This is a genomic window from Variovorax sp. YR216 (assembly GCF_900107745.1).
Taxonomy (GTDB): Bacteria; Pseudomonadota; Gammaproteobacteria; order Burkholderiales; family Burkholderiaceae_C; genus Variovorax.
On sequence record NZ_FNRO01000004.1, the window covers coordinates 89,596 to 115,250 of the forward strand.

General features: G+C 65.8%; 29 protein-coding genes and 1 pseudogene. 14 read left to right on the forward strand and 16 right to left on the reverse strand.

Features of this window, described 5'->3' with window-relative positions:
• Positions 1–4 precede the first annotated feature (4 nt).
• A pseudogene (locus tag BLW05_RS36420) lies at positions 5–265 on the reverse strand (radical SAM protein); the annotation flags it as partial.
• A gap of 134 nt (positions 266–399) precedes the next feature.
• Between BLW05_RS36420 and BLW05_RS13670 the strand changes: the two are divergent.
• Positions 400–753 (forward strand): DOPA 4,5-dioxygenase family protein, encoded by a 354-nt coding sequence (locus BLW05_RS13670; RefSeq protein ID WP_093163312.1) that lies wholly within the window; start codon positions 400–402, stop codon positions 751–753.
• A 6-nt stretch (positions 754–759) separates the two neighbouring features.
• On the opposite strand, the gene BLW05_RS13675 is transcribed toward BLW05_RS13670, so the two are convergent.
• Positions 760–1,416 (reverse strand): glutathione S-transferase family protein, encoded by a 657-nt coding sequence (locus tag BLW05_RS13675; protein WP_093163314.1) that lies wholly within the window; start codon positions 1,414–1,416, stop codon positions 760–762.
• Between the two features lie 113 nt (positions 1,417–1,529).
• Between BLW05_RS13675 and BLW05_RS13680 the strand changes: the two genes are divergently transcribed.
• Positions 1,530–2,747: a polyhydroxyalkanoate depolymerase gene (locus BLW05_RS13680; protein WP_093163315.1), complete on the forward strand. Its 1,218-nt coding sequence runs from the start codon at positions 1,530–1,532 to the stop codon at positions 2,745–2,747.
• 61 nt (positions 2,748–2,808) lie between these two features.
• Here the strand turns inward: BLW05_RS13680 and BLW05_RS13685 are convergent, their stop codons facing one another.
• On the reverse strand, positions 2,809–3,780 hold the full coding sequence (locus tag BLW05_RS13685; RefSeq protein ID WP_093163317.1) for a LysR family transcriptional regulator: 972 nt from the start codon (positions 3,778–3,780) through the stop codon (positions 2,809–2,811).
• Between the two features lie 92 nt (positions 3,781–3,872).
• On the opposite strand from BLW05_RS13685, the gene add reads away from it, so the two are divergent.
• On the forward strand, positions 3,873–4,964 hold the full coding sequence (gene add, locus BLW05_RS13690; protein ID WP_093163318.1) for an adenosine deaminase: 1,092 nt from the start codon (positions 3,873–3,875) through the stop codon (positions 4,962–4,964).
• Positions 4,961–5,947 carry a Bug family tripartite tricarboxylate transporter substrate binding protein gene (locus BLW05_RS13695; protein ID WP_093163320.1) on the forward strand — a complete coding sequence of 329 codons (987 nt, stop codon included), beginning with the start codon at positions 4,961–4,963 and terminating at the stop codon, positions 5,945–5,947. Before add ends, BLW05_RS13695 begins: the two co-directional genes overlap by 4 nt.
• Positions 5,948–6,078: 131 nt before the next feature.
• On the opposite strand, the gene BLW05_RS13700 is transcribed toward BLW05_RS13695, so the two are convergent.
• Entirely contained in the window at positions 6,079–6,519 is a 441-nt protein-coding gene (locus tag BLW05_RS13700) for a CBS domain-containing protein (protein WP_093163322.1), read from the reverse strand.
• Between the two features lie 138 nt (positions 6,520–6,657).
• Between BLW05_RS13700 and BLW05_RS13705 the strand changes: the two genes are divergently transcribed.
• Both BLW05_RS13705 and BLW05_RS13710 read left to right on the forward strand, forming a co-directional pair.
• Complete coding sequence (locus BLW05_RS13705; RefSeq protein ID WP_093163324.1) at positions 6,658–7,968, forward strand: O-acetylhomoserine aminocarboxypropyltransferase; 1,311 nt, start codon at positions 6,658–6,660, stop codon at positions 7,966–7,968.
• Positions 7,968–8,774 carry an alpha/beta fold hydrolase gene (locus BLW05_RS13710; protein WP_093163325.1) on the forward strand — a complete coding sequence of 269 codons (807 nt, stop codon included), beginning with the start codon at positions 7,968–7,970 and terminating at the stop codon, positions 8,772–8,774. The genes BLW05_RS13705 and BLW05_RS13710 overlap by 1 nt, the downstream gene beginning before the upstream one ends.
• 1 nt (position 8,775) lies before the next feature.
• Here the strand turns inward: BLW05_RS13710 and BLW05_RS13715 are convergent, their stop codons facing one another.
• The 3 genes from BLW05_RS13715 to BLW05_RS13725 are packed head-to-tail and all read right to left on the reverse strand — an operon-like array spanning position 8,776 to position 11,101.
• Entirely contained in the window at positions 8,776–9,441 is a 666-nt protein-coding gene (locus BLW05_RS13715) for an NAD-dependent epimerase/dehydratase family protein (RefSeq protein ID WP_093163327.1), read from the reverse strand.
• A 12-nt stretch (positions 9,442–9,453) separates the two neighbouring features.
• Complete coding sequence (locus BLW05_RS13720) at positions 9,454–9,837, reverse strand: thioredoxin family protein (RefSeq protein WP_093163328.1); 384 nt, start codon at positions 9,835–9,837, stop codon at positions 9,454–9,456.
• Between the two features lie 46 nt (positions 9,838–9,883).
• Positions 9,884–11,101, reverse strand: a complete 1,218-nt coding sequence (locus BLW05_RS13725; protein ID WP_093163330.1) for a YihY family inner membrane protein — start codon at positions 11,099–11,101, stop codon at positions 9,884–9,886.
• 69 nt (positions 11,102–11,170) lie between these two features.
• Here BLW05_RS13725 and BLW05_RS13730 point away from each other — a divergent pair, with 69 nt between their 5' ends.
• The 8 genes from BLW05_RS13730 to BLW05_RS13765 are packed head-to-tail and all read left to right on the forward strand — an operon-like array spanning position 11,171 to position 16,262.
• Entirely contained in the window at positions 11,171–11,572 is a 402-nt protein-coding gene (locus BLW05_RS13730) for a DUF2069 domain-containing protein (protein WP_256330286.1), read from the forward strand.
• On the forward strand, positions 11,569–12,990 hold the full coding sequence (locus tag BLW05_RS13735; RefSeq protein WP_093163332.1) for an FAD-binding oxidoreductase: 1,422 nt from the start codon (positions 11,569–11,571) through the stop codon (positions 12,988–12,990). Before BLW05_RS13730 ends, BLW05_RS13735 begins: the two co-directional genes overlap by 4 nt.
• A gap of 47 nt (positions 12,991–13,037) precedes the next feature.
• Complete coding sequence (locus BLW05_RS13740) at positions 13,038–13,277, forward strand: type II toxin-antitoxin system CcdA family antitoxin (protein ID WP_093163333.1); 240 nt, start codon at positions 13,038–13,040, stop codon at positions 13,275–13,277.
• 7 nt (positions 13,278–13,284) lie between these two features.
• Positions 13,285–13,599, forward strand: a complete 315-nt coding sequence (locus BLW05_RS13745; RefSeq protein ID WP_093163334.1) for a CcdB family protein — start codon at positions 13,285–13,287, stop codon at positions 13,597–13,599.
• A gap of 1 nt (position 13,600) precedes the next feature.
• Positions 13,601–14,434 carry a thymidylate synthase gene (locus BLW05_RS13750; protein WP_177142656.1) on the forward strand — a complete coding sequence of 278 codons (834 nt, stop codon included), beginning with the start codon at positions 13,601–13,603 and terminating at the stop codon, positions 14,432–14,434.
• A 3-nt stretch (positions 14,435–14,437) separates the two neighbouring features.
• On the forward strand, positions 14,438–14,935 hold the full coding sequence (locus tag BLW05_RS13755) for a dihydrofolate reductase (protein ID WP_093163337.1): 498 nt from the start codon (positions 14,438–14,440) through the stop codon (positions 14,933–14,935).
• Positions 14,936–14,988: 53 nt separating this feature from the next.
• On the forward strand, positions 14,989–15,768 hold the full coding sequence (gene xth, locus BLW05_RS13760) for an exodeoxyribonuclease III (protein WP_093163339.1): 780 nt from the start codon (positions 14,989–14,991) through the stop codon (positions 15,766–15,768).
• Positions 15,765–16,262, forward strand: coding sequence for a hypothetical protein (locus tag BLW05_RS13765; protein ID WP_093163341.1), 498 nt, complete (start codon positions 15,765–15,767; stop codon positions 16,260–16,262). The genes xth and BLW05_RS13765 overlap by 4 nt, the downstream gene beginning before the upstream one ends.
• Positions 16,263–16,268: 6 nt before the next feature.
• Here BLW05_RS13765 and ntrC read toward each other — a convergent pair whose 3' ends face one another.
• The 9 genes from ntrC to BLW05_RS13810 form a co-directional block, all read right to left on the reverse strand.
• Positions 16,269–17,813: a nitrogen regulation protein NR(I) gene (ntrC, locus tag BLW05_RS13770; protein WP_093163342.1), complete on the reverse strand. Its 1,545-nt coding sequence runs from the start codon at positions 17,811–17,813 to the stop codon at positions 16,269–16,271.
• A 22-nt stretch (positions 17,814–17,835) separates the two neighbouring features.
• Positions 17,836–18,912 carry a nitrogen regulation protein NR(II) gene (glnL, locus tag BLW05_RS13775; RefSeq protein WP_093163344.1) on the reverse strand — a complete coding sequence of 359 codons (1,077 nt, stop codon included), beginning with the start codon at positions 18,910–18,912 and terminating at the stop codon, positions 17,836–17,838.
• Entirely contained in the window at positions 18,912–19,424 is a 513-nt protein-coding gene (locus BLW05_RS13780) for a hypothetical protein (RefSeq protein WP_093163345.1), read from the reverse strand. Before BLW05_RS13780 ends, glnL begins: the two co-directional genes overlap by 1 nt.
• 205 nt (positions 19,425–19,629) lie before the next feature.
• Positions 19,630–21,045, reverse strand: a complete 1,416-nt coding sequence (gene glnA, locus BLW05_RS13785; protein WP_093163347.1) for a type I glutamate--ammonia ligase — start codon at positions 21,043–21,045, stop codon at positions 19,630–19,632.
• 147 nt (positions 21,046–21,192) lie between these two features.
• The gene (locus tag BLW05_RS13790) at positions 21,193–21,993 is read right to left on the reverse strand and encodes a competence/damage-inducible protein A (protein ID WP_093163348.1); all 801 of its coding nucleotides are present in this window, start codon (positions 21,991–21,993) and stop codon (positions 21,193–21,195) included.
• The gene (locus tag BLW05_RS13795; protein WP_093163350.1) at positions 21,990–22,862 is read right to left on the reverse strand and encodes an EI24 domain-containing protein; all 873 of its coding nucleotides are present in this window, start codon (positions 22,860–22,862) and stop codon (positions 21,990–21,992) included. Before BLW05_RS13795 ends, BLW05_RS13790 begins: the two co-directional genes overlap by 4 nt.
• Positions 22,863–22,907: 45 nt before the next feature.
• On the reverse strand, positions 22,908–23,879 hold the full coding sequence (locus BLW05_RS13800; protein ID WP_093163352.1) for a sterol desaturase family protein: 972 nt from the start codon (positions 23,877–23,879) through the stop codon (positions 22,908–22,910).
• A 31-nt stretch (positions 23,880–23,910) separates the two neighbouring features.
• Positions 23,911–24,705, reverse strand: a complete 795-nt coding sequence (locus BLW05_RS13805; RefSeq protein WP_177142657.1) for a polysaccharide deacetylase family protein — start codon at positions 24,703–24,705, stop codon at positions 23,911–23,913.
• The gene (locus BLW05_RS13810) at positions 24,692–25,642 is read right to left on the reverse strand and encodes a YVTN family beta-propeller repeat protein (protein ID WP_371126943.1); all 951 of its coding nucleotides are present in this window, start codon (positions 25,640–25,642) and stop codon (positions 24,692–24,694) included. The genes BLW05_RS13805 and BLW05_RS13810 overlap by 14 nt, the downstream gene beginning before the upstream one ends.
• Between the last annotated feature and the right edge of the window lie 13 nt (positions 25,643–25,655).

Here is a 25,655-nt window from a genome sequence, read left to right on the forward strand (position 1 = left end):
TAACGTGCTCGCAGCCACGGTACGGGTTGAGGGACGTGTCGAACGTGATGTCCGGCGAGTCGTTGTGACTGAGCACCGACTTGGCATCCTCGAAACGGACCTCGGTGGCGAGCGGGGGAAGTTCGTCGGCTTCGGCGGCACCGTCTTCGAGCGTGCCCCAGCCGTCGTCGAAGGCGCTGCGGGTGTCGCGCTCGAAGCGATGCGCCAGCCGCGTAGCCGCGCCGCGGCCCTTGAGCGCGTGAAGGGGGATGAAAGCATCGGGCATGGCGATCGCTCAGAATACTGGATGAATTTACAGTATTCCACCATCGTGCCGGCCGAGCAGCAACCACTTGTTTCTCGTGGACATGGCTTCACGTGTGCCGCGCGCTAAGCTCCCCATCCATCAGAAAGACAGCGATGCCGCGCCGCCCCGAAAACCTCTACCCGCAGTACCACGCCCATATCTACTTCGGCCCCGACACCGTCGCGCAGGCGCGGCAGCTCGCGGAGGATGCGGGTCACAACCTGCTGGTGGTGGTCGGCCGGGTACACGAGAAGCTGGTCGGCCCGCATCCGCACTGGAGCTGCCAGATCGCCTTCGACGCAGCCGAATTCGACGAGGTCATTGAATGGCTCGATGCGAACCGCCACGGCCTCGACGTCTTCGTGCACGGTGTGACGGGCGACGACTACCTCGACCACACCGCGCATGCGATGTGGCTCGGCAACGAATCCACGCTCGACCTCCGGATGTTCCGCAAGCCAGGCTGACCTAGCTCAGAACTCGGCGTCGAGTTCGTCGATCTCGTCCGGCTCCGCCTTCGCGGCCTTGATCCATTCCTGCATCGCGGACAGTTCGAGGATGCGCTTGCAGTACGCGGTGCAGGCCTTGTCCAGCGACACGTCGTAGGTGACGAAGCGCGTGACCACCGGCGCGTACATCGCGTCCGCCAGGCAAGGCGTTTCGCCGAAGAGGAACGGCCCGCCGTAGGTCGACAGGCATTCGCGCCAGATCGCGACGATGCGGTCGATGTCCGTTTGCGCACGCGACCAGATCTTGAAGCCGGGAAAGCGCGCCTTGACGTTCATCGGCAGCGAGCCGCGCATCGATGAGAAGCCCGAATGCATCTCGCCGCAGATCGCCCGGCAGTGCGCGCGCGCCTTGGCGTCGGCGGGCAGCAGCCCGGCCTTGGGCTTGATCTCGTTGAGGTATTCGCCGATCGCAAGCGTGTCCCAGACCTTGATGCCGCCGTGCTGCAGCGACGGCACCAGCATCGAGGCCGACAGCAGCAGCATCTCGGCCTTCATCGCGGGGTCGTCCGGCGGGATCACCTTCTCGGTGAACTCCAGGCCCGCGAGCTTGCACATCAGCCAGCCACGCAACGACCACGCGCCGTAGTTCTTGCTGCTGATGGTGAGAACGGGTTTGGCCATGCATCGCTCCTGGTCCGCCGGATCGGCGATTCAGTCGTGCAAGGCCTGTGCCAGAAAGGTGCGCCATGCGCGGACCGCGAACGACTGGCCCGCAACTTGCCTGCGACCCGTGCATGCTTTATCGCGCCTATCAAACCCACGCCGACCTGCTCTCGCCGACACGGCTCGCGGCGCAGTACCTCGGCAAGGCGCTGTGGCACGACAAGGCAGACCGCAGTCTGACCCGCCGCTTCGCCTCGGCCATGGAGGTCTACTCGCGCATGCGGCTCACGCACACCCGGCCACCCTACGGCATCGACAGCGTGATGGTCGACGACGAGGAAGTCGCGGTGCATGAAGAAGCCGCCTTGGTCACGCCCTTCGGCACGCTGCTGCATTTCCGGAAAGAGTCCAATGCGGTGCATCCGCCGGTGCTGCTGGCTGCACCACTCTCGGGCCATTTCGCGACGCTGCTGCGCGAAACCGTGCGCACCCTCTTGCGCGACCACGACGTGTATGTGACCGATTGGCACAACGCGCGCGATGTGCCGCTCTGGCACGGCGGCTTCGGGCTGGACGACTACACGCTGCGGATCATCGATTTCCTCGAAGCGATCGGCCCCGGCGTGCACATGGTGGCGGTCTGCCAGCCCTGCGTCGCGGCGCTGGCCGCCACTGCACTGATGGGCGAGGACGACAACCCGGCGGCGCCGAGAAGCCTCACGCTCATGGCCGGCCCGGTCGATTGCCGGGTCAACCCGACCACCGTGAACAAGCTGGCGAACGACCGGTCCATCGGCTGGTTCGAGCGCAACCTGATCAGCCATGTGCCGTGGCCGCATGCCGGCATGATGCGGCGGGTGTACCCGGGCTTCCTGCAGCTCAGCGCCTTCATGAGCATGAACCCGGACCGCCACAAGCAGCAGTTCGCCAAGCTCTACCGGCACCTGGTGGACGGTGAGATCGAGCAGGCCGACACGATCCGCACCTTCTACGACGAATACCTCGCGGTCAACGACCTGCCGGCCGAGTTCTATCTGGAAACGGTCGAGCGCGTGTTCCAGACCTACGACCTGCCGCGCGGCAAGCTCACCGTCGGCGAGCGGGCGGTCAACCCCGCCGCCATCCGACGCACCGCGCTGCTGACCGTCGAAGGCGAGCGTGACGACATCTGCTCGGTCGGGCAGACGGTGGCGGCGCAGGACCTCTGCACCGGCGTGCGGCCCTATCTCAAGACACATCACCTGCAGGCCGGCGTCGGTCACTACGGCGTATTCAGCGGCAGCAAGTGGAACGCGCAGATCTATCCGCGCGTGCGCGAAACCATCCACACCGCGACCGAGCTGCACTGAGTTCATTGGGTAACCTCCGCGCAGCAGCGCTGCGGTATTCGCCTTGGGGCGGCCCGGCGGCTCACGCACCGCGCTTGCGCGGCGGACGGAAGCGCCGGGGCGCAATGCCGTCGGCGGGCGACGGCAGGCTTTGCCGCAGGTGCGCAATCAGGGCCTGTGCCATCACATTGCGCATCGGCCCCGGGAGATGCACCAGCACCACCCGCCGCTCGATGTGGGGCTTGCGAAGCGGCAGCACCACCAGTTCGTCGTCGCGCAGCGAGGAGGTGTAGAGCTTCGGCATCAGGCCCAGCGCGAGGCCGCCGCGCACCAGCGCGTAGAGCGTCTCGGAATAGCTCACGCGATACGGTTCCGCGCCTTGCGCGAACTGGGCACGCGCCGGATCGCCGAGCGCGGGCATGCTGCCGCTTTCGAACAGCACGAGCCGCTCGCCGCCGATGGCTTCCCAGTCCGCTTCGCCCGCCTGCGCGAGCGCGTGGTCGCGCCGCACCACCAGCACCAGCGGATCGCGGAACAGGTCCACGCAGACGAGGCCGCCGGGCGGCTCCGTGATGGCGGCCACCGCCATGTCGAGCTGCCCGCTGCGCACCTCGGCCAGCAAGGTGTTCGACGGCGCATCGCGCCAGGCGAATTCCACCTGACGCGCCGCATCACCCTGCAGAAAGTCGCCGACCGCCGCCGCGACCCGGCCGCTCGCGGATGGGATCACGCCGATGCGTACGAAAGCGCGCCCGCGCTGGACCGTCTGCTCGATATCGCGCAACGCCACGTCGAAGGTGTTGACCAGGAAATCGGTGCGCGCGAGCACCTCGGCGCCCAGTGGCGTGAGTTCGAGACGGTGGGTGGACCGCGTCAGCAGCTCGGCGCCGAGCAGCTTCTCCATCTGCTTGATCGCATTGCTGAGCGCGGGTTGCGTGATGGAAAGCCGCTTCGCGGCGCGGCCGAACTGGCCCTCTTCCACCAGCACCGAAAAGAACCGCAACTGGCGCAGCGTGAGTGCGCGCAAGGGGGAGGAAAGCTGCGGATTCGCCATGGGATCGGGGCCGGTTCGCCATCATTTGGCTGAATCAAATTATAGAAATTCAAAATTTTCCTTATCGCAGCGGCGTCCCTAGACTGCGCGCCATGACACAACCCGCAGCCACGCCGGCATCGCCTCTGGAATCCTTCCTCCATGCGATTCCGAAGGTCGAACTGCACTGCCATCTGTTCGGCACCGTGCGGAAGGACACCTTCATCGACCTCAACCGGCGCGCCGGCCAGCCGCTGCCCGACGACGAGATCGAAGCCTTCTACACGCGCGGCGAGAAGCCCGTCGGCGTGCTTCGCGTGCTGCGGGCGCTCGATGCGGAACTCGTGCGCAGCGCCGACGACCTGCACCGGCTGACGTTCGAATACCTGGAAGACGCCGCGGGCCACAACGTGCGCTACGCCGAGTTCTTCTGGAACCCGACCGGCACGGTGCACGAATCCGGCATCGACTACCGACAGGCGCAGGACGCGATCGTGCGCGCGATCCACGATGCGGAGCGGGCGCATGGCATCACCGGCCGCCTGATCGCCGCGATCGACCGCGAGGCCAGCCCGGAGGCCGCCGTCGAGATGGTGCGCTGGGTCATCGGCAACCGGTGCGACGAGGTGATCGGCATCGGCATCGACTACCGCGAGAACGACCGACCGCCCGAGCTCTTCCAGCAGGCGTACGCCGAAGCGCGCCGCGCCGGCCTCAAGACGACCGCGCACGCCGGCGAATTCGGCATGCCATGGACCAACGTGCGCACCGCGCTCGACCTGCTCCAGGTCGACCGCATCGACCATGGCTACACGGTGGTCGACCAGCCCGACTTCGCGCGCGAATGCGCCAAGCGCGGCGTGATCTTCACCGTGGTGCCGACCAACTCCTACTACCTGCGCACGCTGCCGCCGGAGCGCTGGGCGCTCGACCATCCGATCCGCCGCATGCCCGGCCTCGGCCTTCGCATCCACCCGAACACCGACGACCCGACCCTGCACAAGGTCACGCCCACGCAGGCGTGGCACATGATGGTGCGGGACTTCGGCTTCGGCCTCGACGACCTGCGCGGCTTCATGCTCAACGGGCTCGACGGCGCCTGGATCGACGATTCGCTTCGCCGCCAGTGGCGCACGCAATGGACCGGCGAATTCGACGCGCTGCGCGCACGCCTCCCGCAAGACCTGACCTCTCCCACGCCATGAACAAGCTCATCCGCAAGCCCCTTCTCCTCGCCTCGATGCTGGTCGCCGCGCTGCCCGGCGCAGCGCTGGCGCAGGCCGCATGGCCGTCCGCGAAGCCGATCACGCTGATCGTTCCCTACTCGGCCGGCGGCAGCATCGACTTCAACGCGCGCCTGGTGGCGACCAAGCTCGGCGAGCGGCTGAAGCAGACGATCGTCATCGAGAACGTCTCCGGCGCGGGCGGCGCGATCGGCGTCGCCAAGGCGGTCAACGCCGCGCCGGACGGCTACACGCTGGTCGCCGGACCGGACAGCGCCATCGCGATCGGCCGGCTCATCAATCCGGGCGCCTTCAAGTTCGACCCGCTCAAGGACCTCGCGCCCGTCGGCATGCTGAACACCGCGCCGATGGTGCTGGTCGCGCGCCCGGGACTGCCGGTCAAGACCTTCGCCGACTTCGTCAAGCTCGCGAAGGCCTCGCCCGGCAAGTACAACTACGCGACCTCCGGCGTGGGCACGGTGCTCCATCTCGCGATGGAATTGCTGAAGGAGCGCACCGGCATCTACGTGACCCACGTGCCCTACCGCGGCGGCGCGCAGATCGCCACCGACGTGATCGGCAATCAGGTCGACCTCGCGATGCTGGTCAGCACCAGCGCCATTCCGCATGTGGGCGCCAACCGCCTCAGGCCTCTCGGCGTGACGAGCGAGAAGCGCCTCGAGGCCTTGCCGGACACCCCGACCTTCAACGAGATGCCCGGCCTCAAGGGCTATTCGATGGTGAGCTGGACCGGCATCTTCGCCCCGGCCGCGACGCCGCCGGCGATCGTCACCCGGCTCAACCAGGAACTCAACGCCGTCCTCAAGGACCCCGAGATCCGCGCCAAGCTCCAGGAACAGGGCGCCCTCCCCGGCAGCGGCTCGGCGGAAGAACTGGGCCAGTTCGTGCGCGCCGAATACGCCCGCAACCAGAAAATCGTCCAGTCCGCGAACATCAAGGAGTAGCCCCCGAAAAAAACAAGGGCCCCGCAAAGCGAGGCCCGTTGGTGGAACACCGTGGAACCGGCTGCGCCGGGCCACCGGTATTGCCCCCGGCAGGGGGGTGGCGGCTACACGAAGTGAGCAAGCCTGGGGGGTTACTGCTCTTCTGGCCAGTCGCGAATGTAGGCCTTGAGCATCTTGTTCTCGAAGTTCTGGCTGTCGACCACCGCCTTCGCGACGTCGTAGAAGCTGATCACGCCCATCAGCATGCGCTTGTCCATCACGGGCATGTAGCGCGCATGGCGCTCCAGCATGATGCGGCGGATCTCGTCGAGATCGGTCTCGAGCGTGCAGGTCACCGGATGGTCGTCCATGGCCTTGCGCACCAGGGTGCCACCGACCTGACCACCATTGGCGACGATGGCAAGGATCACTTCGCGGAAGGTCAGCATGCCGACCAGGTCACCGTGCTCCATCACGACGAGCGAGCCGATGTCGTTGTCGGCCATGGTTCCGACCGCTTCGGCCAGGGGTTGATCGGGGGTGATCGTAAACAGCGTGTTTCCCTTGACTCGCAGGATGTCGCTGACCTTCATCGTGTTGCTCCTCTCTTGGTTGGCGGCGTGCCAATTTGAATATAGCCCACAATGGCCACCCATCCACAGGCCACGCCGGCATCGCAGGGATTGCGCACGTAACGGGCCTTTGCAGAAAACCTCTCCCGAAAGGTCCTCATGCCCGGTTATTCCGACCCCGGCTTCGACACGCTGGCCCTGCACGCCGGCGCGGCGCCCGACCCCGCCACCGGCGCGCGCGCGGTGCCGATCCACCTGACCACGTCCTTCGTTTTCGAGTCGAGCGACCACGCGGCGGCGCTCTTCAACCTCGAGCGCGCGGGGCATGTGTATTCGCGCATCAGCAACCCGACCAACGCGGTGCTGGAGCAGCGCGTGTCGGCGCTCGAAGGCGGCATCGGCGCGATCGCCACCGCGAGCGGGCAGGCCGCGCTGCACCTGTCGATCGCGACGCTGATGGGCGCGGGCTCGCACATCGTCGCGAGCACCGCGCTCTACGGCGGTTCGCAGAACCTGCTGCACTACACGATGCGGCGATTCGGCATCGAGACCACCTTCGTCAAGCCGGGTGACCTCGACGGCTGGCGCGCCGCGATCCGGCCCAATACCAAGCTGCTGTTCGGCGAAACGGTGGGCAACCCGGGCCTCGACGTGCTCGACATCCCGGCGGTGAGCGAAATTGCGCATGCGGCCCGGGTGCCGCTGCTGGTGGATTCGACGCTGACCTCGCCCTACCTCGTCAAGCCCTTCGACTGGGGCGCCGATCTGGTCTATCACTCGGCCACCAAGTTCCTCTCCGGCCACGGCACCGTCATCGGCGGCATCGTGGTCGATTCGGGCAACTTCGACTGGGAGCTTTCGGGCAAGTTCGCGGAGCTGACCGAGGCCTACGACGGCTTCCACAACATGGTCTTCAGCGAGGAAAGCACCGTCGGCGCCTTCCTGCTGCGCGCACGGCGCGAGGGGCTGCGGGATTTCGGCGCATCGATGAGTCCGCACACCGCGTGGCTGATCCTGCAAGGCATCGAGACGCTGCCGCTGCGCATGGAGCGGCACATCGACAACACGCAGAAGGTGGTCGAGTTCCTCGCCAGCCATCCATTCGTGGCGCACGTCGGGCATCCGCTGCTCGAATCGCACCCGAGCCATGCGCTTGCGAACAGGCTGCTGAAGCACGGTGCGAAGGGCGCGGGCTCGGTCTTCAGCTTCGACCTCAAGGGCAACCGCGAGCAGGGCAAGAAGTTCATCGAGGCGCTGCGGCTGTTCAGCCACCTGGCGAACGTCGGCGACTGCCGCAGCCTGGTGATTCATCCGGCAAGCACGACACACTTCCGCATGAGCGATGAAGCGTTGGCAGGCGCCGGTATTTCGCAGGGCACGATCCGGCTGTCGATCGGGCTCGAAGATCCGGCCGACCTCATCGACGATCTCAAGCGCGCGCTGAAGGCTGCGGAAAAGGCAGGTGCCTGATGCAACTCGTCGTCAACGGCCACAGCACCTACTGCTACACCGGTGGCAAGCAGCTCGATGCGGCCAAGCCCACCGTCGTCTTCATCCATGGCGTGCTGAACGACCACAGCGTGTGGATCCTGCAGAGCCGATGGTTCGCCAACCACGGCTGGAACGTGCTCGCGGTGGATCTGCCCGGCCACTGCAAGAGCGAAGGCCCGCCGCCCGCGACCGTCGAAGAAGCGGCGGCGTTCATCGTCGCGCTGCTCGACGCAGCCGGCGTGGCAAAGGCGGCGCTGGTCGGCCACAGCTTCGGCTCGCTGATCGCGCTGGAGACCGCCGCCCGATCGCCGGAGCGCGTAACGCATCTCGCGCTGGTCGGCACCGCCTATCCGATGACGGTGTCGCCAGCGCTGCTCGACGGCGCGCTCAATGATCCGCAGCGCGCCATCGCGATGGTCAACACCTTCTCGCATTCGCTGCTGGCGCCACCACCCTCTTCGCTCGGGCCGGGCACCTGGCTCTATGGCGGCTCGCGCGCGCTCATGCGCCGCGTGCTCGCGAGCAACCCGCATGCCAACGTCTTCCACATCGGCTTCAAGGCGTGCAACGACTACGCGAGCGGCGAAGCCGCGATGGCGAAGGTGCAGTGCCCGACGCTGTTCCTCCTGGGTGCGGCCGACCAGATGACGCCGCCGCGCGCGGCGCGCACGCTGGCTTCGAAGGCGGCCAACGCGAAGGTCGTCACGGTCAACGCCGGACATGCGCTGATGACCGAGGCACCGGACGAGGTGCTCTTCGCGCTCGGCGCGTTCCTGAAGAGCTGAATCAGCCGCCCAGCCTGTTGATGTCAGGCACCTCGACCAGCGGCGTCGGTGCGCCGCGCTTGGCGGCCATGAGCATCGCGCGGCCGACCTTCACGCTGGTCGTGACCCGATCGGGCGCCCAACGCTGGAGCAGACCGAAGATCGGCCTGGCGATCACATAGGCCGCCTGATAAAGGGCCGTCTTCGACCGCACACCATGCATCGGCTCGATGAAGCCGGGCCGGAACATGTACGCCGCCTTGAAGGGAAGCCGCATCAGCGCGTTTTCGGTCGCACCCTTGACGCGCGCCCACATCACCGAGCCGCGCTCGGTGCTGTCGCTGCCGGCGCCCGAGACGTAGATGAAGGTCATCTGCGGATTGAGCCGTGCCAGGGTGCGTCCGGCTGCCAGCGTGAGGTCGTAGGTGACGCGGCGATAGTCGTCCTCCTTCATGCCGACGGACGACACGCCGAGGCAGAAGAAGCAGGCGTCGTAGTCCCTGAGCTGGCCCAGGACCGCCGAATAGTCGTAGAGATCGGGAACCACCAGCTCATGCAGCTTGGGATGCTGCTCACCGCTCGGCCTGCGTCCCACGCAGAGCACCCGGGTCACGTCGCCGTCGACGAGGCATTCGCGCAGAACGCCCTGTCCCACCATCCCGGTTGCGCCGAAGAGAATGATCCTCATCAGCGCCCCACCTCAGGCGACCGTGAAGGTCTCGGGCTCTCGCTGAAGCGCCACGAGCAGCGTCCGCACTTCAGGCGTCGAAGCCTGCGCAGGCTGCAACGCCGTCAGCATCCGCGAAAGCGTCTCGGCGTGCGGCAGCAGCGGTCCGAGGAAACGCGTGCCGTCGCCGTTGGCGATCAGCATCGTCGGGAAGGTCTCGACGTCGAAATCGTCGGCGAGATCGGCGTGGTCCTCGATGTCCACCCAGGCAAACCGGAACTGAGGATGCGACCGCGCCACCTGCTCGAAGAGCGGCCGGTACTCGCGGCACGCGCCGCACCATTCGGCGCACAGGCAGACGACCCACAGCGGATCGTCGGCCGGAACAGGAGCTGCAGAGGTGGAGAAGTCGGTCAAGGCCAGGCCCGGTCGATGAAGAGGATGGGATGGAAATCCGTCGCCATTATCGATAGACCAGCAGGTCCTGCAGCAGCAGCGTATCCAAAGGGCCTTTGCGCCAGAGGTTCTCCAGCGGCGGCGCCTGCGGCATGAGCAGTTCCTTCAGCAGCGGTTCGAGCGGGGTGGTGGCCGGGTCCGCGAGCAGCACGTAGCGCGGGTCCTCGTTGTCGGGCTCCTCGGCGATCGGCGCAATCCAGTCGATCGCGACCAGGGTTTCAAGCACCGGCGCGAGCTGCAGGGCATCCACCCGCATGTGCGCCACCAGCGCGGCAGCGCCGAGCCCCTTGGCCGCCGTCGTCTTCGCCGCCGAAAGATGTTGCAGCACCTCGACCGCCAGTTGCAGCGGCCAGCCCGCCGCACCACCCCGTCGCGCCACGCCGGTCAGCAGGCTGGGCAGATAGGCCGCGATCACCGCGCCGAACAGCACGATCAGCCACGCCACGTAGGTCCAGATCAGCAGGATCGGCACCGTCGCGAACGCGCCGTACATCACCGAATAGGTCGGCACCAGGCTCAGGTAGTAGCCGAGCACCCGCTTGGAAATCTCGATCGCCGCTGCGACGAAGAACCCGCCGGTCCAGGCATGCGACCACTTGACGTGCGTGTTGGGCACATAGTGATAGAGGCACGCCATGCCGCCGGCCAGCAGCACGAACTCGAAGCTGTCGAGCAGCAGCTTGACGATGGCGCCGCCGAACACTTCGCGCGAGGCCGCGAGGAAGGAGGCGGTGGTGCTCAGGCTCAGGGCCAGCACCAGCGGGCCGAGCGTGATCGCGGCCCAGTAGACCAGCACCCGCTGCGGGAACGGCCTGGGCGAGCGCACGCGCCAGATGTTGTTCAGCGTCTTGTCCATGGTCAGGATCAGCGCCACCGCCGTGACCAGCAGCACGACCAGGCCGGCCACGCCCAGCCCGCTGGCCTTGTTCGCGAACTGGTTGAGGTAGCCGAGCACCTGGCGCGCGATGTTGTCGGGGATCAGGCTTTCGATCAGCCAGCGCTGCAGCCGCCCCTGCATCTTCGAGAAGATCGGGAACACGGTGAACAGCGCCAGCGCCACCGTGAAGAACGGCACCATCGCGATGGTGGTGGTGAAAGTCAGGCTGCTGGCGGTGAGGCCGAGGCGATCCTCACGGAACCGCTCGCGGAGCACCACCGCCGTATTCCCCCATGGGAAATGCGAAAGGTCCCTCCAGAGCTGACGGCGATTCATGACCGGTATCATGCCGGATCGGCTCATCCCCAAGGCTCAGCGCACTGCGGGTTGCTTCGCCGAAGCTCACCCATTTTTCTCGTGACCAACCCATTGCCCCCTGCCTCCGTTTCCGCCAGCCGCTGGCTGGCCGTCGGCAGCCTCGCCGGACTGATCGTGCTCGGGCTCGCCTGGGAGCTCTGGCTGGCGCCGCTCAGGCCGGGCGGCTCGTGGCTCGCGCTCAAGGTGCTGCCGCTGGTGGTGCCGCTCGCGGGGCTGCTGAAGAACCGCATGTACACCTACCGCTGGGTCAGCCTGCTGGTCTGGCTCTATTTCACCGAGGGCGTGGTGCGCGCCTGGAGCGACACCAACGGCGTGAGCCAGGTATTGGCGCTGATCCAGGTGGTCCTGTGCCTGGCGCTTTTCATTGCCTGCGCCTGGCATGTGCGACTGCGGCTGCGCAACGCCGACCGGGCACGAAGACTGGAAGGAGCGACGCAATGAGCGTCCTGATCGAAAGACTGCGCGGCATCGTGGGCGCAGCGAACGTCCTCACCGACGGCGACCTCACCGCCTGGGAGCAGGACTGGCGCAAGCGGTCGCGCGGCAAGGCGCTCGCAGTTGTCCGGCCCGGCAACACGCAGCAGGTGGCCGACGTGGTCAAGGCCTGCGCGGAAGCAGGCACCACCATCGTTCCGCAGGGCGGCAATACCGGCCTCGCGGTCGGCTCGATTCCCGACGACAGCGGCACGCAGGTTCTACTGAGCCTGCAGCGCATGAACGCGATCCGCGGCATCGATGCGGCCAACCTGACCGTGACGGTCGAGGCGGGCTGCGTGCTGCAGGCGCTGCAGGAAGCGGCGCGCAACGCGGGCTTCCTCTTCCCCCTGAGCCTCGCGGCCGAAGGCAGCTGCACCATCGGCGGCAACCTCGCGACCAATGCCGGCGGCACGCAGGTGGTGCGCTACGGCAACGCGCGCGACCTGTGCCTCGGCCTCGAAGTGGTCACGCCGCAGGGCGAGATCTGGGAAGGCACCAGCGGCCTGCGCAAGGACAACACCGGCTACGACCTGCGCGACCTGTTCGTCGGCAGCGAAGGCACGCTCGGCATCATCACCGCCGCAACGCTGAAGCTCTATCCGCTGCCGGCTGCACAGCTCACGGCCTGGGCGGCGGTGCCGTCGCTGGACCACGCGGTGACGCTGCTCGGTCTCGCGCACAAGCGCCTGGGCGCGGGGCTCACCGGCTTCGAGGTCATGGGCCAATTCGCGCTCAGCCTCGTGGCCAAGCACTTCCCCGCGCTGCGCGTGCCCTTCATCGACGACGAAGCGGTGCCTTACTGCGTGCTGCTCGAGAACTCCGACAACGAATCGGAGGACCACGCCCGCGCCCGCTTTGAGGCATTGCTCGAAACTGCCTTCGAGGCCGGCTGCGTGACCGATGCGGTCGTCGCCGAGAACCTCACTCAGGCGCACCAGCTGTGGCATGTGCGCGAGAGCATTCCGCTCGCGCAGGCCGAGGAAGGCCTCAACATCAAGCACGACATCTCGATCGCGGTGTCACGCATCCCCTCCTTCGTGGCCGAGACCGATGGGCTGCTGCAGCGCGAGATCCCCGGCGTGCGGCTGGTCAACTTCGGGCACCTGGGCGACGGCAACCTGCACTACAACGTGCAGGCGCCGGCCGGCGGCGACAACGGCGCCTTTCTGCGCGAATACGAAGACCGCATCAACACGCTGGTCTACGACGAGGTCGAGAAATTCGAAGGCTCGTTCTCGGCCGAGCACGGGGTCGGCTCGCTGAAGGTCGAGAAGCTCGAGAAGCACAAGTCGCCGGTCGCGCTGGCGATGATGCGTGCCATCAAGCGCGGACTCGATCCGCAGAACATCCTGAATCCGGGTCGGGTGATTCGCAACACATAGGACATGCGCGTAAACTATGCGCATTGCCGATCCATCGCACTCCCACCATGCTCCGCTTCGACAACGCGCCCAAGAAGGCAACGAACCTCACCCTCAATAGCAAGGTGCTCGAGATGGCCCGGGACTTGGGCATGAACGTCTCGCAGACGGTCGACCAACTCCTGGCCCAGGAGGTCAAGCGCCGCTATTGGGAGAAATGGAACGAGGACAACCAGGAAGGGATCGCCGCCTACAACGCGCGTATCGCGAAGGAAGGCCTGCCGCTGGCAAAGTACCGGACGTTCTAGAGCGCGCATGGCACGCTTCGACGTCTATCGGCATCCGGACGCGGCGCTGCGCAAGAGCACGCCGTACCTCATCGACCTGCAGAACAACTACATCAGCGGATTGGACACGCGCGTGGTGATTCCGCTGCGGCTTGCCCGCCTCTTCGGCCCCCCGATGCGCGACCTCAATCCCTCGTTCGACGTCGACGGCACGGAGGTGATCCTCGATACCGCCGCGCTCGCCGCCATTCCCACTGCCGAACTGCGAACACCGATCGCCAATCTGCAAGCACAAAGCGAACGCATCGTCGATGCACTCGACACCCTCTTCGGCTCCTACTGACATGACCCCACGCCCCATCCGCTCGCAATACGAAGACTTCATGCGCCATGTCGACACGACGGGCGTTCAGAAAGGCGACCGCACCGGCACCGGCACCAAGAGCGTGTTCGGCTACCAGATGCGCTTCGATCTCGACGAAGGCTTCCCGCTGGTGACCACGAAGAAGGTGCACCTGCGCTCCATCATCCAGGAGCTGTTGTGGTTCCTGACCGGTTCGAGCAACAACAACTGGCTGCGCGAGCGCGGTGTCACGATCTGGGACGAATGGGCACGCGAAGACGGTGACCTCGGTCCGGTGTACGGCGTGCAGTGGCGCAGCTGGCCAACGCCGGACGGTGGCCATATCGACCAGATCCAGCAGGTGATCGACACGCTGCGCAGCAACCCCGATTCGCGCCGCATCATCGTGAGCGCATGGAACGTGGCGGAGCTGCCCCAGATGGCGCTGATGCCCTGCCACGCGTTCTTCCAGTTCTACGTGGCACCGCCTCAGGCACCGGGCGAGCGCGGCAAGCTCAGTTGCCAGCTCTACCAGCGCAGCGCGGACATCTTCCTCGGCGTGCCGTTCAACATCGCAAGCTATGCGCTGCTCACGCACATGATCGCGCAGCAGTGCGATCTCGACGTCGGCGATTTCATCTGGACCGGCGGTGACTGCCACATCTACAGCAACCACGCCGAGCAGGTGGCGCTGCAACTCAGTCGCAAGCCCTATCCCTACCCGACGCTGAAGATCAAGCGCAAGCCGGCTTCGATCTTCGATTACGAGTACGAGGACTTCGAAGTGGTCGACTACCAGCACCACGACGCCATCAAGGCACCGGTCGCCGTCTGAACCATGTCGACGCGCATCAACCTCATACTCGCGCGCGCCGCCAACGGCGTGATCGGCCTCAACGGCGTGATGCCCTGGCATCTGCCGGAGGATCTGGCGCACTTCAAGAAGCAGACCGGCGGGGCGCCCGTGATCATGGGGCGCAAGACCTGGGATTCGCTGCCCCCGCGGTTTCGTCCGCTGCCGGGCCGGCGCAACATCGTCATCACCCGACAGCCGGATTGGCTCGCCGAGGGCGCGGAGCGTGTGGCCAGCCTGCAGGAGGCACTGTCGATCTGCGAGCGCGATGCATCGCCCGAAGCCTGGGTGATCGGCGGCGCGCAGATCTACGCCGAGGCCGAGCCGATCGCACAGCGCGCCATCATCACGGAGATCGCGCGCGACTACGAAGGCGACGCGTTCGCCCCGCGCTTCGGCGGCGGCTGGCACGAAGTCGCGCGCGAGTCCCACATCGCCGCAAGCGGTATTCCCTACAGCTTCGTTACGCTCGAACGCCGCTGAGTACGCGAAAATTTTGGCCGGAAGACGCGGCCGATGGTCCCGAGACAAGCCCCATGAAAATCGCCACCTGGAACGTCAACTCCCTCACTGCCCGCCTGCAGCATGTGCTCGACTGGCTGACCGCCAACCCGGTCGACGTGCTCTGCCTGCAAGAGCTCAAGATGAGCGACGACAAGTTCCCGCTGGAAGTGCTGAAGTCCGCCGGATACGAAGCCGCCGTGTTCGGGCAGAAGACCTACAACGGCGTCGCGATCCTGAGCCTTGCACCGACGCGCAACGTGGTGAAGAACATCGTCGGCTTCACCGATGAACATTCGCGCGTGATCAGTACGACCCTCGACACGCCCTTGGGCGAATTGCGCGTCGTCAACGGCTATTTCGTGAACGGCCAGGCGCCGGGCACCGACAAGTTCGCCTACAAGATGAAGTGGCTCGAAGCGCTGCGCGACTGGCTGCGACAGGAACTCGTGGCGCACCCGAACCTCGTCCTGCTCGGCGACTTCAACATCGCGCCGGAAGACCGCGACAGCTTCGACCCGGTGGGCCTTGCGGAGACGATCCACCACACCACCGAGGAGCGGAATCACTTCAAGGATCTGCTCGAACTCGGGCTCACCGACAGCTTCCGCCTCTTCGAGCAACCCGAAAAGAGTTACTCATGGTGGGACTACCGCATGCTCGGCTACCAGAAGAACCGGGGCCTGCGCATCGATCACATCCTGGTGAGCGAACCGCTGGTGCCGCGCGTCAAGGGCTGCGTGATTGACCGCGTGCCGCGCAAGTGGGACAAGCCCAGTGACCACGCGCCGGTGATCCTCGAGCTCGCAACATGACACACGCTCTCACCCTTGCGCTTCTTGCGGCTGCGATCGGTCTTGCCGGCTGTTCGGCGCTCCAGGAGGGACGCAAGAGCGAGGCCGCCAAGGAAGCCGCGGCTGAACCCGGAACCCCGGTTCAGGAGACGACGGGCCGGACCATTACCGCCCAGACGCCCGCGGTGCGCGCCTACCGGAAGCTCGGCGCGCAACACATTTACAAGACCTACCCGAAGCGCATCTTCAAGGGCAAGATTCCGCCGCTCGTGTATGCGGTCGTCGTGACCGAGACCGACATCGACGCGACAGGCAAGGTGACTGGCGTTTTCTTCAGCCGCACGCCGAGCCATGCGCCAGAGGTGGCGCCGATGATCGCCGAGCTGATCAAGGACGCTTCGCCCCTGCCCAACCCCGGCAAGGTCGGCGGCCACACCTACGTCGACACCTGGTTGTGGGACAGGAGCGGCCAGTTCCAACTCGATACGCTGACGCAGGGCCAGCGCAGCCGCTGAAACCGGCTACTCCAGACCCAGTTCCTGGATCTTGCGCGTGATCGTATTGCGGCCGATGCCGAGCTTCTGCGCGGCCTCGATGCGGCGCCCGCGCGTGTTCGCAAGCGCCGTGAGGATCAGCCGCGACTCGAAGCGTCGCGAGAGCGCGTCCCACACGTCGGTCCGGCCGGCGGCCAGCATGCTTTGGGCTTCGAGCTCGAGGCCGCTTTCCCACGAGGCGGTGGAAACCGAAGCGCTGGCCATGATCGCCGGCGCGGCGGACGGGACGGAGGGCGCCGCACTGGGTGTGACAGCCGCAGCCGGCGTCGCCGTCGCCGAATCGTGCTCGGCAACCGAGGGGGTCGACGTCGCGGGCGATGCCAGAGCCAGTTCGACGGACGAGTTCGCCATGACCTCGGGCGGCAGGTCCTTGGCCTCGATCAACTGAGCCGGCGCCATGACGGTGAGCCAGTGGCAGATGTTCTCGAGTTGGCGCACGTTGCCCGGGAAGTTGAACGCCGCCAGCTGTGCCAGTGCCGCGTCGGAGATGCGCTTTGGCTCGACACCGAGTTGCTTCGCACTCTGCTGCAGGAAGTGGCGCGTGAGCGCGGGTACGTCCTCGCTGCGTTCGCGCAACGCGGGCAGGCGCAGGCGGATCACGTTGAGCCGGTGGAAAAGATCCTCGCGGAAGCCACCTTGCTTGACGCGCAGCTCCAGGTCCTGGTGGGTCGCCGCGATCACGCGGACGTTGGCCTTGACCGAGTTGTGGCCACCGACGCGATAGAAATGCCCGTCGCTCAGCACGCGCAGCAGGCGCGTCTGCAGGTCGAACGGCATGTCGCCGATTTCATCGAGGAACAGCGTACCGCCTTCGGCCTGCTCGAAGCGGCCGCGGCGCATGGTCTGCGCGCCGGTGAATGCACCGCGCTCATGGCCGAAGAGCTCGCTCTCGAGCAAGTCCTTCGGAATGGCAGCGGTGTTGATCGCGACGAAAGGCCCATTGGCGCGTGGCGAATGCTTGTGCAGTGCGCGCGCCACGAGTTCCTTGCCCGAGCCCGACTCGCCGGTGATCAGCACCGTGACGTTGCTTTGCGACAGCCGGCCGATGGCGCGGAACACGTCCTGCATCGCAGGCGCCTGGCCGAGCATCTCGGGCGTGGCGGCCATGCGTTCCTCGGCCACTTCCTCGCGCTGGCTTTCGTCGACGGCGCGGCGGATCAGTTCCACCGCACGCGGCAGGTCGAACGGTTTCGGAAGGTATTCAAAGGCACCGCCCTGAAACGCCGAGACGGCGCTGTCGAGGTCGGAGAACGCGGTCATGATGATGACCGGCAGTCCCGGGTGCTTGGCCTTGATCTTGTCGAGCAGATCGAGGCCGGAACCACCCGGCATGCGGATGTCGCTCACCAGGACCTGGGGGCCCTGCAGTTCGTCGTCGGCTGCCGCTTCGAGTGCGGCAAGAACCTCGCGCGTGTTGGTGAAGCTACGGGTCGGCAGGTCTTCGCGCAGCAGCGCTTTTTCCAGCACGAAGCGGATTGATTGATCGTCATCCACTATCCAGATCGGCTTCATGCAGCTCCTTGTTGCGTGGCTGCTAGGGCAGCGGTATCAATATTTTGAAATCGGTCCGGCCCGGGACGCTGTCGCACTCGATCACGCCGTGATGCTGCTGCACAAAGGTTTGCGCAAGCGTCAATCCCAGTCCCGTCCCGCCTTCTCTTCCCGATACGAGCGGATAGAAGATGCGGTCCTTGATCGTGTCCGGCACGCCCGGTCCATTGTCGATGACATGCAATTCCAGTGCCAGTCGATACCACTGCTTGTTGAATATGACCTGACGCGCAACACGCGTCTTGAGCGTGATCTGCGCATCGCCCGCGGCACGTCGTTCTGCGAGTGCCTGCGCCGCGTTGTGAACGATGTTGAGCGTCGCCTGGATGAGCTGCTCGCGGTCGCCGCGAAACTCGGGAATCGACACGTCGAAGTCGCGCTCGATATGCAGGTCGCGCGGAAACTCCGCGAGGATCACCGAGCGAACGCGCTCGCACACTTCGTGAATGTTGACGTCGCCCACCACGTGCGGCCGACGGTGCGGCGCAAGCAGGCGGTCGACCAGCGTCTGCAGGCGGTCGGCCTCATGAATGATGACCTGCGTGTATTCGACGAGGTCGCGCGACTCGACCTCCATCTGCAGCAATTGCGCGGCGCCGCGGATGCCGCCGAGCGGGTTCTTGATCTCGTGCGCGAGATTGCGGATGAGTTCCTTGTTGGCCTGCGCCTGGTCGAGCAGGCGCTCCTCGCGGTCCTGGCGCACCTGCTGCTCGAGCGGCGACATCTCGATGATGAGTTCGCCGGCCTTGCCGCTCTGCGCGATCGTGACCTGCACCGGCATCAGCTCGTGATTGACCCGGCGCAGCATCGCCTCGTAGCGAAGCGTCGCGAAGTCGTTGCTGCTTGCGCCTTCGATGGCGGTGCGAAGCACTTGGGGCTCATGGAAACAGGCCCCGAATTGCGAGCCTTCGAGCGTCCGGCGCGATGTGCCGAGTGCGTCCTCGAGGCCCGCGTTGGCAAACAGGACCGACCCATCGGTGCGAACCACCGCGATCAGTGTGGAGAGCAGATCGAAGGCCTGGAAGCGTTTGCCGGGGCCCGCCGGCTTTCCAAAAGCCATCAACGATTGGCCGCAGCAGGCAGCCGGCCGATTTCGCGCTGGATGCCGTCGATGTCGCTTTGGTTGCGGTCGATCTCGGCCTTCATTTCGGCCACGCGATCCAGGTACTTCTGGTAGTTCTTGGACTCGCTGCCCTGCTTTTCGGGCTCGCCGTTGTTGTAGTCCTTGAGAAGCTGCGCCTGGCGATCCTGCGCCTTCCTGAGCTCGGATTCGAGCACCGAACGCGCTTCGCCGTCGCGCGCGCGCTGGTCGGCGCTCTCGACGCGCGGGCTGCCCGCCGGCGATCGTGCGGCGGATGCGCCGCTCGAGGATGCGGCGGACGCTACCGGCCGGGTGCCCTGCACGACGGTGACGTTGCCGCCTTCCATGATCTTGCAGCCGCGCTGCTGCGCCAGCGTGGCGTTGTTGGTGTATTCGTTGCCGCAGCGCCAGACGCGTTCCTGCGCGCTGGCTTGCGTATGGAGGCCGCCCAATGCAACGGCGGCCAGCAGGAAAGCGGAAAGAGTCTTCATGATCGTCGGTGGAGTGCGCAGTCGGACATTTTGATGCAATTCGATGCCCCCACGACCGAAGCGTTCCTCCCAAAAAGGAAAAGCCCGTCAAAGACGGGCTTTCGTTCATGAAACACCGCGGAACCGGCTCGGCCGGTCCGCTGGTGTTGCCCCCGGTAGGGGGTTGGCGGCTACGCGCAGCGAGCAGGCCTGGGGGCGAGCAACATTACAGCGAGTAGTACATGTCGAACTCGACCGGGTGAGCGGCCATGCGGAAGCGGGTGACTTCCTGCATCTTGAGGTCGATGTAGGCATCGATGTAGGCATCGGTGAACACGCCACCCTTGGTCAGGAACGCGCGATCCTTGTCGAGGTATTCGAGCGCCTGGTCGAGGCTGTGGCAGACGGTCGGGATCAGCGCGTCTTCTTCCGGCGGCAGGTGGTAGAGGTCCTTGCTCGCGGCTTCGCCCGGGTGGATCTTGTTTTCCACGCCGTCGAGACCGGCCATCAGCATCGCGGCGAAGCCGAGGTACGGGTTCATCATCGGATCGGGGAAGCGAGCCTCGACGCGGCGGCCCTTCGGGTTCGCCACGAACGGAATGCGGATCGAAGCCGAGCGGTTCTTGGCCGAGTAGGCCAGCTTGACCGGGGCTTCGAAGCCGGGCACCAGGCGCTTGTAGCTGTTGGTGCCGGGGTTCGTGATGGCGTTGAGCGCGCGGGCGTGCTTGATGATGCCGCCGATGTAGAACAGCGCGAATTCGCTCAGGCCGGCATAGCCGTCACCAGCGAACAGGTTCTTGCCGTCCTTCCAGACCGACTGGTGCACGTGCATGCCGGAGCCGTTGTCGCCGACGATCGGCTTGGGCATGAAGGTCGCGGTCTTGCCGTAGGCGTGGGCGACGTTGTGGATGACGTACTTCTGCAGCTGGACCCAGTCGGCGCGCTGGATGAGCGTGCTGAACTTGGTGCCGAGTTCCATCTGGCCGGCATTCGCCACTTCGTGGTGATGCACTTCGACCGGGATGCCGAGCGATTCGAGCACCAGGCACATTTCCGAGCGCATGTCCTGGAAGCTGTCGACCGGCGGAACCGGGAAGTAGCCGCCCTTGACCGCCGGACGGTGGCCGGTGTTGCCGTGCTCGTATTCCTTGTCGGTGTTCCACGAGGCTTCTTCGGAATCGATCTTCACGAAGCAGCCGGACATGTCGTTCTTCCAGCGCACGCTGTCGAAGACGAAGAATTCCGGTTCGGGTCCGAAGAAGGCGGTGTCGCCCAGGCCCGATGCCTTCATGTAGGCCTCGGCGCGCTTGGCGAGCGAGCGCGGGTCGCGCTCATAGGGCTTGCCGTCGGTGGGATCGACCACGTCGCAGGTCAGGATCATCGTCGTCTCTTCGAAGAACGGATCGATGTTCGCGGTGTTCGGATCGGGCATGAGCAGCATGTCCGAGGCTTCGATGCCCTTCCAACCGGCGATCGACGAACCATCGAAGGCATGGCCCGAATTGAACTTGTCTTCATCGAAGTGCGAAACCGGCACGGTCACGTGCTGTTCCTTGCCACGGGTGTCGGTGAAGCGGAAGTCGACGAACTTGACCTCGTTTTCCTTCACGAGTTTGAGTACATCGGCGACGGTCTTTGCCATCAGGTTCTCCTGGTTTGGATGGTGGTTGGTATTACGGGGGAAAGGGAATGCAGTTTCTATGCCATTGTCACTGGCGCACAGAAGCCTTTGGTGCACTCATGCACACCGAGGAACATGCAAGTTGTAACCAAATTGGTGCGCAGACGGTCATCGCACCAACTCGGGGCCAAGGCGCGCATCAAAGCTGTGCAGACCCTGTAGAAGCTGCGCGTAGGCGGCATCGACCTTGTCGGCATCGCCCTTGACGCCGAGCTCGATGTGGCGGCCGTGCTCGGCATGGTCCACGCTCGGCAGGCTGAAGACCTTGATGCCCGGATGTTCGCGCTCGATGGTCTCCATGAGCGGAGTCAGCGTCGCCTCCATGGAGCCGAAGACGATCACCGATTTCTCGACGGCACGCCCGCGCGCGAAGAGCTCGGCATAGCGCTCGTCGAGCACCGACTCGATCATCGGCCAGGCCATGACCGGGAAGCCCGGCACGAAATGGACGTCGCCGATGCTGAAGCCCGGGATCTTGTTGTACGGATTGCGGATGATCTTCGCACCCAGCGGGAACACGCCCATGTTGAGACGATGCACATTGTCGGGGCGGTCCGGTTCGTAGGGCACGCCCTGCTCGCGCGCCGTGTCCTGCATGCGCTCGCGGATCAGCGCCTCGGCCTCGGGATGCAGTCCCAGCGGGACGCCGAGCGCCGCGGCCGCGCACTGGCGCGTGTGGTCGTCGGGCGTGGCGCCGATGCCGCCCGTGGAGAACACCACGTCGCCCGACGCGAAAGCGCGTGCGAGCGCGGCAGTGATGCGCGCCGGGACATCGCCGACGTACTCGGCCCAGGCAAGCTGCAACCCGCGTGCAGCGAGCAGCTCGATGACCTTGGGCATGTGCTTGTCGAGACGCTTGCCCGACAGGATTTCGTCGCCGACGACGATCAGACCGAATGACCGGCTCATGGTGCGCTCCATTGGCTTGCGGCGGCCTTCGCGTCCGCCATGTCGAGGCCCGGCGGCGCGACCGCGGCGGCCGCCTGCTGCAGGCGCTGTCTTGCGAGCGCGTCGAGGCAGTAGTGGGCGAACCAGAGCGCGGAGAACGCGAACACCAGCGTGTAGATCCAGATGGCCATCGGCGCGAGCACGAAGAACGCCGCCGCGAACAGCAGGCCCGATGCCCAGACGATGCTCGGCGCCGCGCCCAGATAGCCGCACAGCACGCCGATAACCAGCAGCTGCATCCGGTGGGTGCGCAGGAGCGCGTTGCGTTCCTCGGCGGTGGCGTGCTCGGCCAGCGCATCGAAACTCATCACCCGATAGGTGAGCCAGCCCCAGATCAGCGGCGGAAGAATCAGCACCAGCGGCGGAATGAGCCACAGCGGCATCGAGACCACGAGCGCGAGCATTGCGAGAACGGTCAATCCGAGCGCTCGGGCGGCGCTGCCGATGAAGGAGGAACCCTTCTTCTGCTCCAGTTCAGGAAATCTGCGCTCGGCGACCAGTCGGGTCAGGGCCGGCGCCATGAATCCGGCCACGAACAGCAGCGACACGACCACGATCAACGGCGTGACTGCCAGCACCACGAGCAGCGGAGCGAGGATCGCCTTGACGTCGCTGGAGAAGATGCTGCCGATCCACGCCCACACACCAGAGAGCAGAGGCCATGCATCGAGCGCCTGCCGTGTCCAGGCGACCGAGGCGTCCCAGTAGAAGTAGCCGAGCACCGCCGAGATGACCACCATCAGTCCGAGCGGCAGGAACGACAGCACGATCACCCGCGGGTGCATGCAGTAGGCGACCGCGCGCCAGAACGAATCGAGAAGAAGTCGCATGGGGGCCCGAGGATAACGCCATCGCGTGAAGCGAAAACCTGCGTTTCAACCCCGTCCCGCGAGTCGCTTGAGACCGAGCCACTGCTGCGACCAGAAGCCACGGCCGTAGTCCCTCACGCGGCCCTGCGCGTCGGGCTCGACCTGGTCGCGGATGCCGGTCGGGTCGTAGCGCTCGTCGAAATTCGAGGTGCGGAACAGCATGTCCCACCATGGCAGCAGCACGCCGAAATTGTGGCCGCCGAGCGTGCGCGGCCCCTCGGATTCGTGCCCGATGCCGATGCTGTGGTGCACGCGATGGAAGCGTGGGCTGATCCACAGCCGCTCGCCCAGCGTGCCGAAGCCGAGGCGGAGATTGGCGTGCTGCAGGCTTTGACTGAGCTGGGTGAACGCCACGATCGCGATGAACTGCCCGGGCGCGACGCCGATCAGCTGCGCGACGATCACGATGATCGCGTCGTGGATCAGGTCGTCGAGCAGGTGGTTGCGGTTGTCGCTCCACATCGTCATCTGACGCTGCGAGTGGTGCAGCGAATGCAGCGCCCACCACCAGTTGAAGCGGTGCTGCCCGCGATGGATGAGGTATTCGACGAAATCGATCACCACGAGGTACAGCCCGAAGGCCACCCAGGGCACGTCGGTCACGCCGGGCCAGAGTTCGTCCAGGTGCATCGTCCCCCAGCCGGCCGCGCGGACTATGCCGAGCGCGCCGTCGAACAACGGCGCCACCGCGAAGAACATCGCCAACCGGAACAGACCCAGCCGATGGATCAGCGTGTAGAGGACATCGGTGCGGATCGCGGGCCGGTCGACCACCGGCTCCACCGGCTTCCAGCGCTGCAACGGCCCGATCACCGCAACGAGCACCGCGATCTGGATCAGCCCGACCAGCAGCCACCCGGTGGCATCGAAGGCATCTTCGACCCAGCCGCCGAGGCCGATCGCATAGACGATCGGCTGCACCACGGCCTCGAACAGCCATTGCTGCAATGTCGAGAATTGATCGGTGAGCCACTCCATGGCGATGCGATCCGGTTCAGGTGGCGTTGGTTCAGGAATGCGCCGCGATCCACTCGCGGTACGCCGGATGCTGCCGAAGCGTCTGGAAGCAGAAGCCCTTGGCCTTGAGGCCGACGATCAGCGGTTCGAGGTCGGCCGGCGCCCAGGGATCCTTGCGCGACCAGATGCCGAGGTGCGCGAGCAGGATGTCGCCTGGCTGGATGGTGTCCAGCGCCTGCTGCAGCAGCTTCTCGTTGCTGTACTTCTCGCTCGGCAACTCGTCGCCGAGGAAACCAGCGGGCGCCCAGCCGACGTACTCGTAGCCACAGTTCTTTGCGGCCTGCAGCAACTTCGGCGAGGTCTTTCCGCCGGGCGCGCGGAACAGCGGCAGCGGCTTCTTGCCGGTGACGAACTCGAGCCGATCGGCGGCTTTCGTGATGTTCTCGCAGTACTGCTTCGCGTCCCAGGTGAACTCGCGGCCCGCAAAGGCACCAGCGGTCGGCTTGATGCGGAAGCGCGGCTCGATGCCCTTGAGGTCGCCGCGCCAGTAGGCGTGGTCGTAGGTGTGGGAAGCGAATTCGTGGCCCTCGGCCGCCCTCGCCTTCCACCATGGCGCCCAATGGGTGTCGAGGCTGTCGCCACCGGTCTCGGTGCGCTCCGCCGCGGCAAAGAAAGTCACGCGCACATCCTGGCGTTTGAGTACCTCGGCCACGAGCGGCGCGATGCCCATGTGGCCCGTGTCGAAGGTCAGGTAGACGGGCTTGCTGCACGTGCCCTGCGCCACCGCATTGCCGGCCAAAGCGGCCGACAGCAGCAACGCGCCGAGTGCGCGCCTACGACTTCGCATGGTCGAGGGTCCAGACACCGTGCGGCGAGCGGCCGACGTTCACCTGCCGCACGACCTTGTTGCCGACGAGATCGACCACGGTGAGCTTCTTGGCCCAGCGCGAGGTCACGTAGAGCGTCTTGCCGTCGGCAGAAACATCCATGCAGTCCGGGCCGCCCGGCACCGCGTAGGTGTCGGTGACCTTGAGGGTCGCGATGTCGATGCGGCTGATCGTGTTGGCGACCCGGTTGCTGACGAAAACGCTGCGCCCGTCGCCGGCCGACCGGAAGGCATGTGCGCCCTTGCCCGTCGGGAGCTTGCCGACCAGCTTGGGCTGCGGCCCCGCGACGTCGAACACCTGCACGCCGTCGCTGCCGGTCAGGCCTACCAGGAGGGTCTTGCCGTCATGGATGCCGAAGATGTCGGCCGGCATCGGGCCGGTGGGCATGCGCCAGCGGACGGTCTGCGACGGAAGATCCACCGCGATCAGCTCGTCGCTGTCCTGCATCGTCACGTAGGCGGTGGTGCTGCGCGGGTCGATCCAGATGTGGCTCGGCGTCTTGCCGGTGGGGATGCGCTTGACGAGCTTGGGCTCCTTGCCGTCCCAACGGTAGATGTCGACATGGTTCAGGCGGTTGCCTGCGGTGACGAACCACTTCATGTCGGGCGAGAAGCGCAGGTGGTACGGATCGATCGTCCCGTAAACCACGCGCTGCACTTCGGCCGTGCGCGGATTCAGGAAGGTCAGCGAGTCACCAGCCGAATTCGCGACGATCAGCGACGTCTCGTCGGGCGTGAGATAGAGGTGGTGCGGCTCCTTGCCCGTCGGGATGCGTACTTTCTCGGTCCAGGTGGCGGGGTCGATCACGCTCACGGTGGCATCGAGGGAGTTCAGCACGAAGATGGGAGGAGACGGCGACTCCGTGGCTTGCGACGACAGCGCCGCACAAGCAAACAAAAAGGCCGCAAGG

What these genes read in the sequence shown, in the direction of transcription:
- BLW05_RS13670 (WP_093163312.1), top strand. Translation starts at nt 400, where the DNA reads ATGCCGCGCCGCCCCGAAAACCTCTACCCGCAGTACCACGCCCATATC.
- BLW05_RS13675 (WP_093163314.1), bottom strand. Translation starts at nt 1,416, where the DNA reads ATGGCCAAACCCGTTCTCACCATCAGCAGCAAGAACTACGGCGCGTGG.
- BLW05_RS13680 (WP_093163315.1), top strand. Translation starts at nt 1,530, where the DNA reads ATGCTTTATCGCGCCTATCAAACCCACGCCGACCTGCTCTCGCCGACA.
- BLW05_RS13685 (WP_093163317.1), bottom strand. Translation starts at nt 3,780, where the DNA reads ATGGCGAATCCGCAGCTTTCCTCCCCCTTGCGCGCACTCACGCTGCGC.
- add (WP_093163318.1), top strand. Translation starts at nt 3,873, where the DNA reads ATGACACAACCCGCAGCCACGCCGGCATCGCCTCTGGAATCCTTCCTC.
- BLW05_RS13695 (WP_093163320.1), top strand. Translation starts at nt 4,961, where the DNA reads ATGAACAAGCTCATCCGCAAGCCCCTTCTCCTCGCCTCGATGCTGGTC.
- BLW05_RS13700 (WP_093163322.1), bottom strand. Translation starts at nt 6,519, where the DNA reads ATGAAGGTCAGCGACATCCTGCGAGTCAAGGGAAACACGCTGTTTACG.
- BLW05_RS13705 (WP_093163324.1), top strand. Translation starts at nt 6,658, where the DNA reads ATGCCCGGTTATTCCGACCCCGGCTTCGACACGCTGGCCCTGCACGCC.
- BLW05_RS13710 (WP_093163325.1), top strand. Translation starts at nt 7,968, where the DNA reads ATGCAACTCGTCGTCAACGGCCACAGCACCTACTGCTACACCGGTGGC.
- BLW05_RS13715 (WP_093163327.1), bottom strand. Translation starts at nt 9,441, where the DNA reads ATGAGGATCATTCTCTTCGGCGCAACCGGGATGGTGGGACAGGGCGTT.
- BLW05_RS13725 (WP_093163330.1), bottom strand. Translation starts at nt 11,101, where the DNA reads ATGATACCGGTCATGAATCGCCGTCAGCTCTGGAGGGACCTTTCGCAT.
- BLW05_RS13735 (WP_093163332.1), top strand. Translation starts at nt 11,569, where the DNA reads ATGAGCGTCCTGATCGAAAGACTGCGCGGCATCGTGGGCGCAGCGAAC.
- BLW05_RS13740 (WP_093163333.1), top strand. Translation starts at nt 13,038, where the DNA reads ATGCTCCGCTTCGACAACGCGCCCAAGAAGGCAACGAACCTCACCCTC.
- BLW05_RS13745 (WP_093163334.1), top strand. Translation starts at nt 13,285, where the DNA reads ATGGCACGCTTCGACGTCTATCGGCATCCGGACGCGGCGCTGCGCAAG.
- BLW05_RS13750 (WP_177142656.1), top strand. Translation starts at nt 13,601, where the DNA reads ATGACCCCACGCCCCATCCGCTCGCAATACGAAGACTTCATGCGCCAT.
- BLW05_RS13755 (WP_093163337.1), top strand. Translation starts at nt 14,438, where the DNA reads ATGTCGACGCGCATCAACCTCATACTCGCGCGCGCCGCCAACGGCGTG.
- xth (WP_093163339.1), top strand. Translation starts at nt 14,989, where the DNA reads ATGAAAATCGCCACCTGGAACGTCAACTCCCTCACTGCCCGCCTGCAG.
- BLW05_RS13765 (WP_093163341.1), top strand. Translation starts at nt 15,765, where the DNA reads ATGACACACGCTCTCACCCTTGCGCTTCTTGCGGCTGCGATCGGTCTT.
- ntrC (WP_093163342.1), bottom strand. Translation starts at nt 17,813, where the DNA reads ATGAAGCCGATCTGGATAGTGGATGACGATCAATCAATCCGCTTCGTG.
- glnL (WP_093163344.1), bottom strand. Translation starts at nt 18,912, where the DNA reads ATGGCTTTTGGAAAGCCGGCGGGCCCCGGCAAACGCTTCCAGGCCTTC.
- BLW05_RS13780 (WP_093163345.1), bottom strand. Translation starts at nt 19,424, where the DNA reads ATGAAGACTCTTTCCGCTTTCCTGCTGGCCGCCGTTGCATTGGGCGGC.
- glnA (WP_093163347.1), bottom strand. Translation starts at nt 21,045, where the DNA reads ATGGCAAAGACCGTCGCCGATGTACTCAAACTCGTGAAGGAAAACGAG.
- BLW05_RS13790 (WP_093163348.1), bottom strand. Translation starts at nt 21,993, where the DNA reads ATGAGCCGGTCATTCGGTCTGATCGTCGTCGGCGACGAAATCCTGTCG.
- BLW05_RS13795 (WP_093163350.1), bottom strand. Translation starts at nt 22,862, where the DNA reads ATGCGACTTCTTCTCGATTCGTTCTGGCGCGCGGTCGCCTACTGCATG.
- BLW05_RS13800 (WP_093163352.1), bottom strand. Translation starts at nt 23,879, where the DNA reads ATGGAGTGGCTCACCGATCAATTCTCGACATTGCAGCAATGGCTGTTC.
- BLW05_RS13805 (WP_177142657.1), bottom strand. Translation starts at nt 24,705, where the DNA reads ATGCGAAGTCGTAGGCGCGCACTCGGCGCGTTGCTGCTGTCGGCCGCT.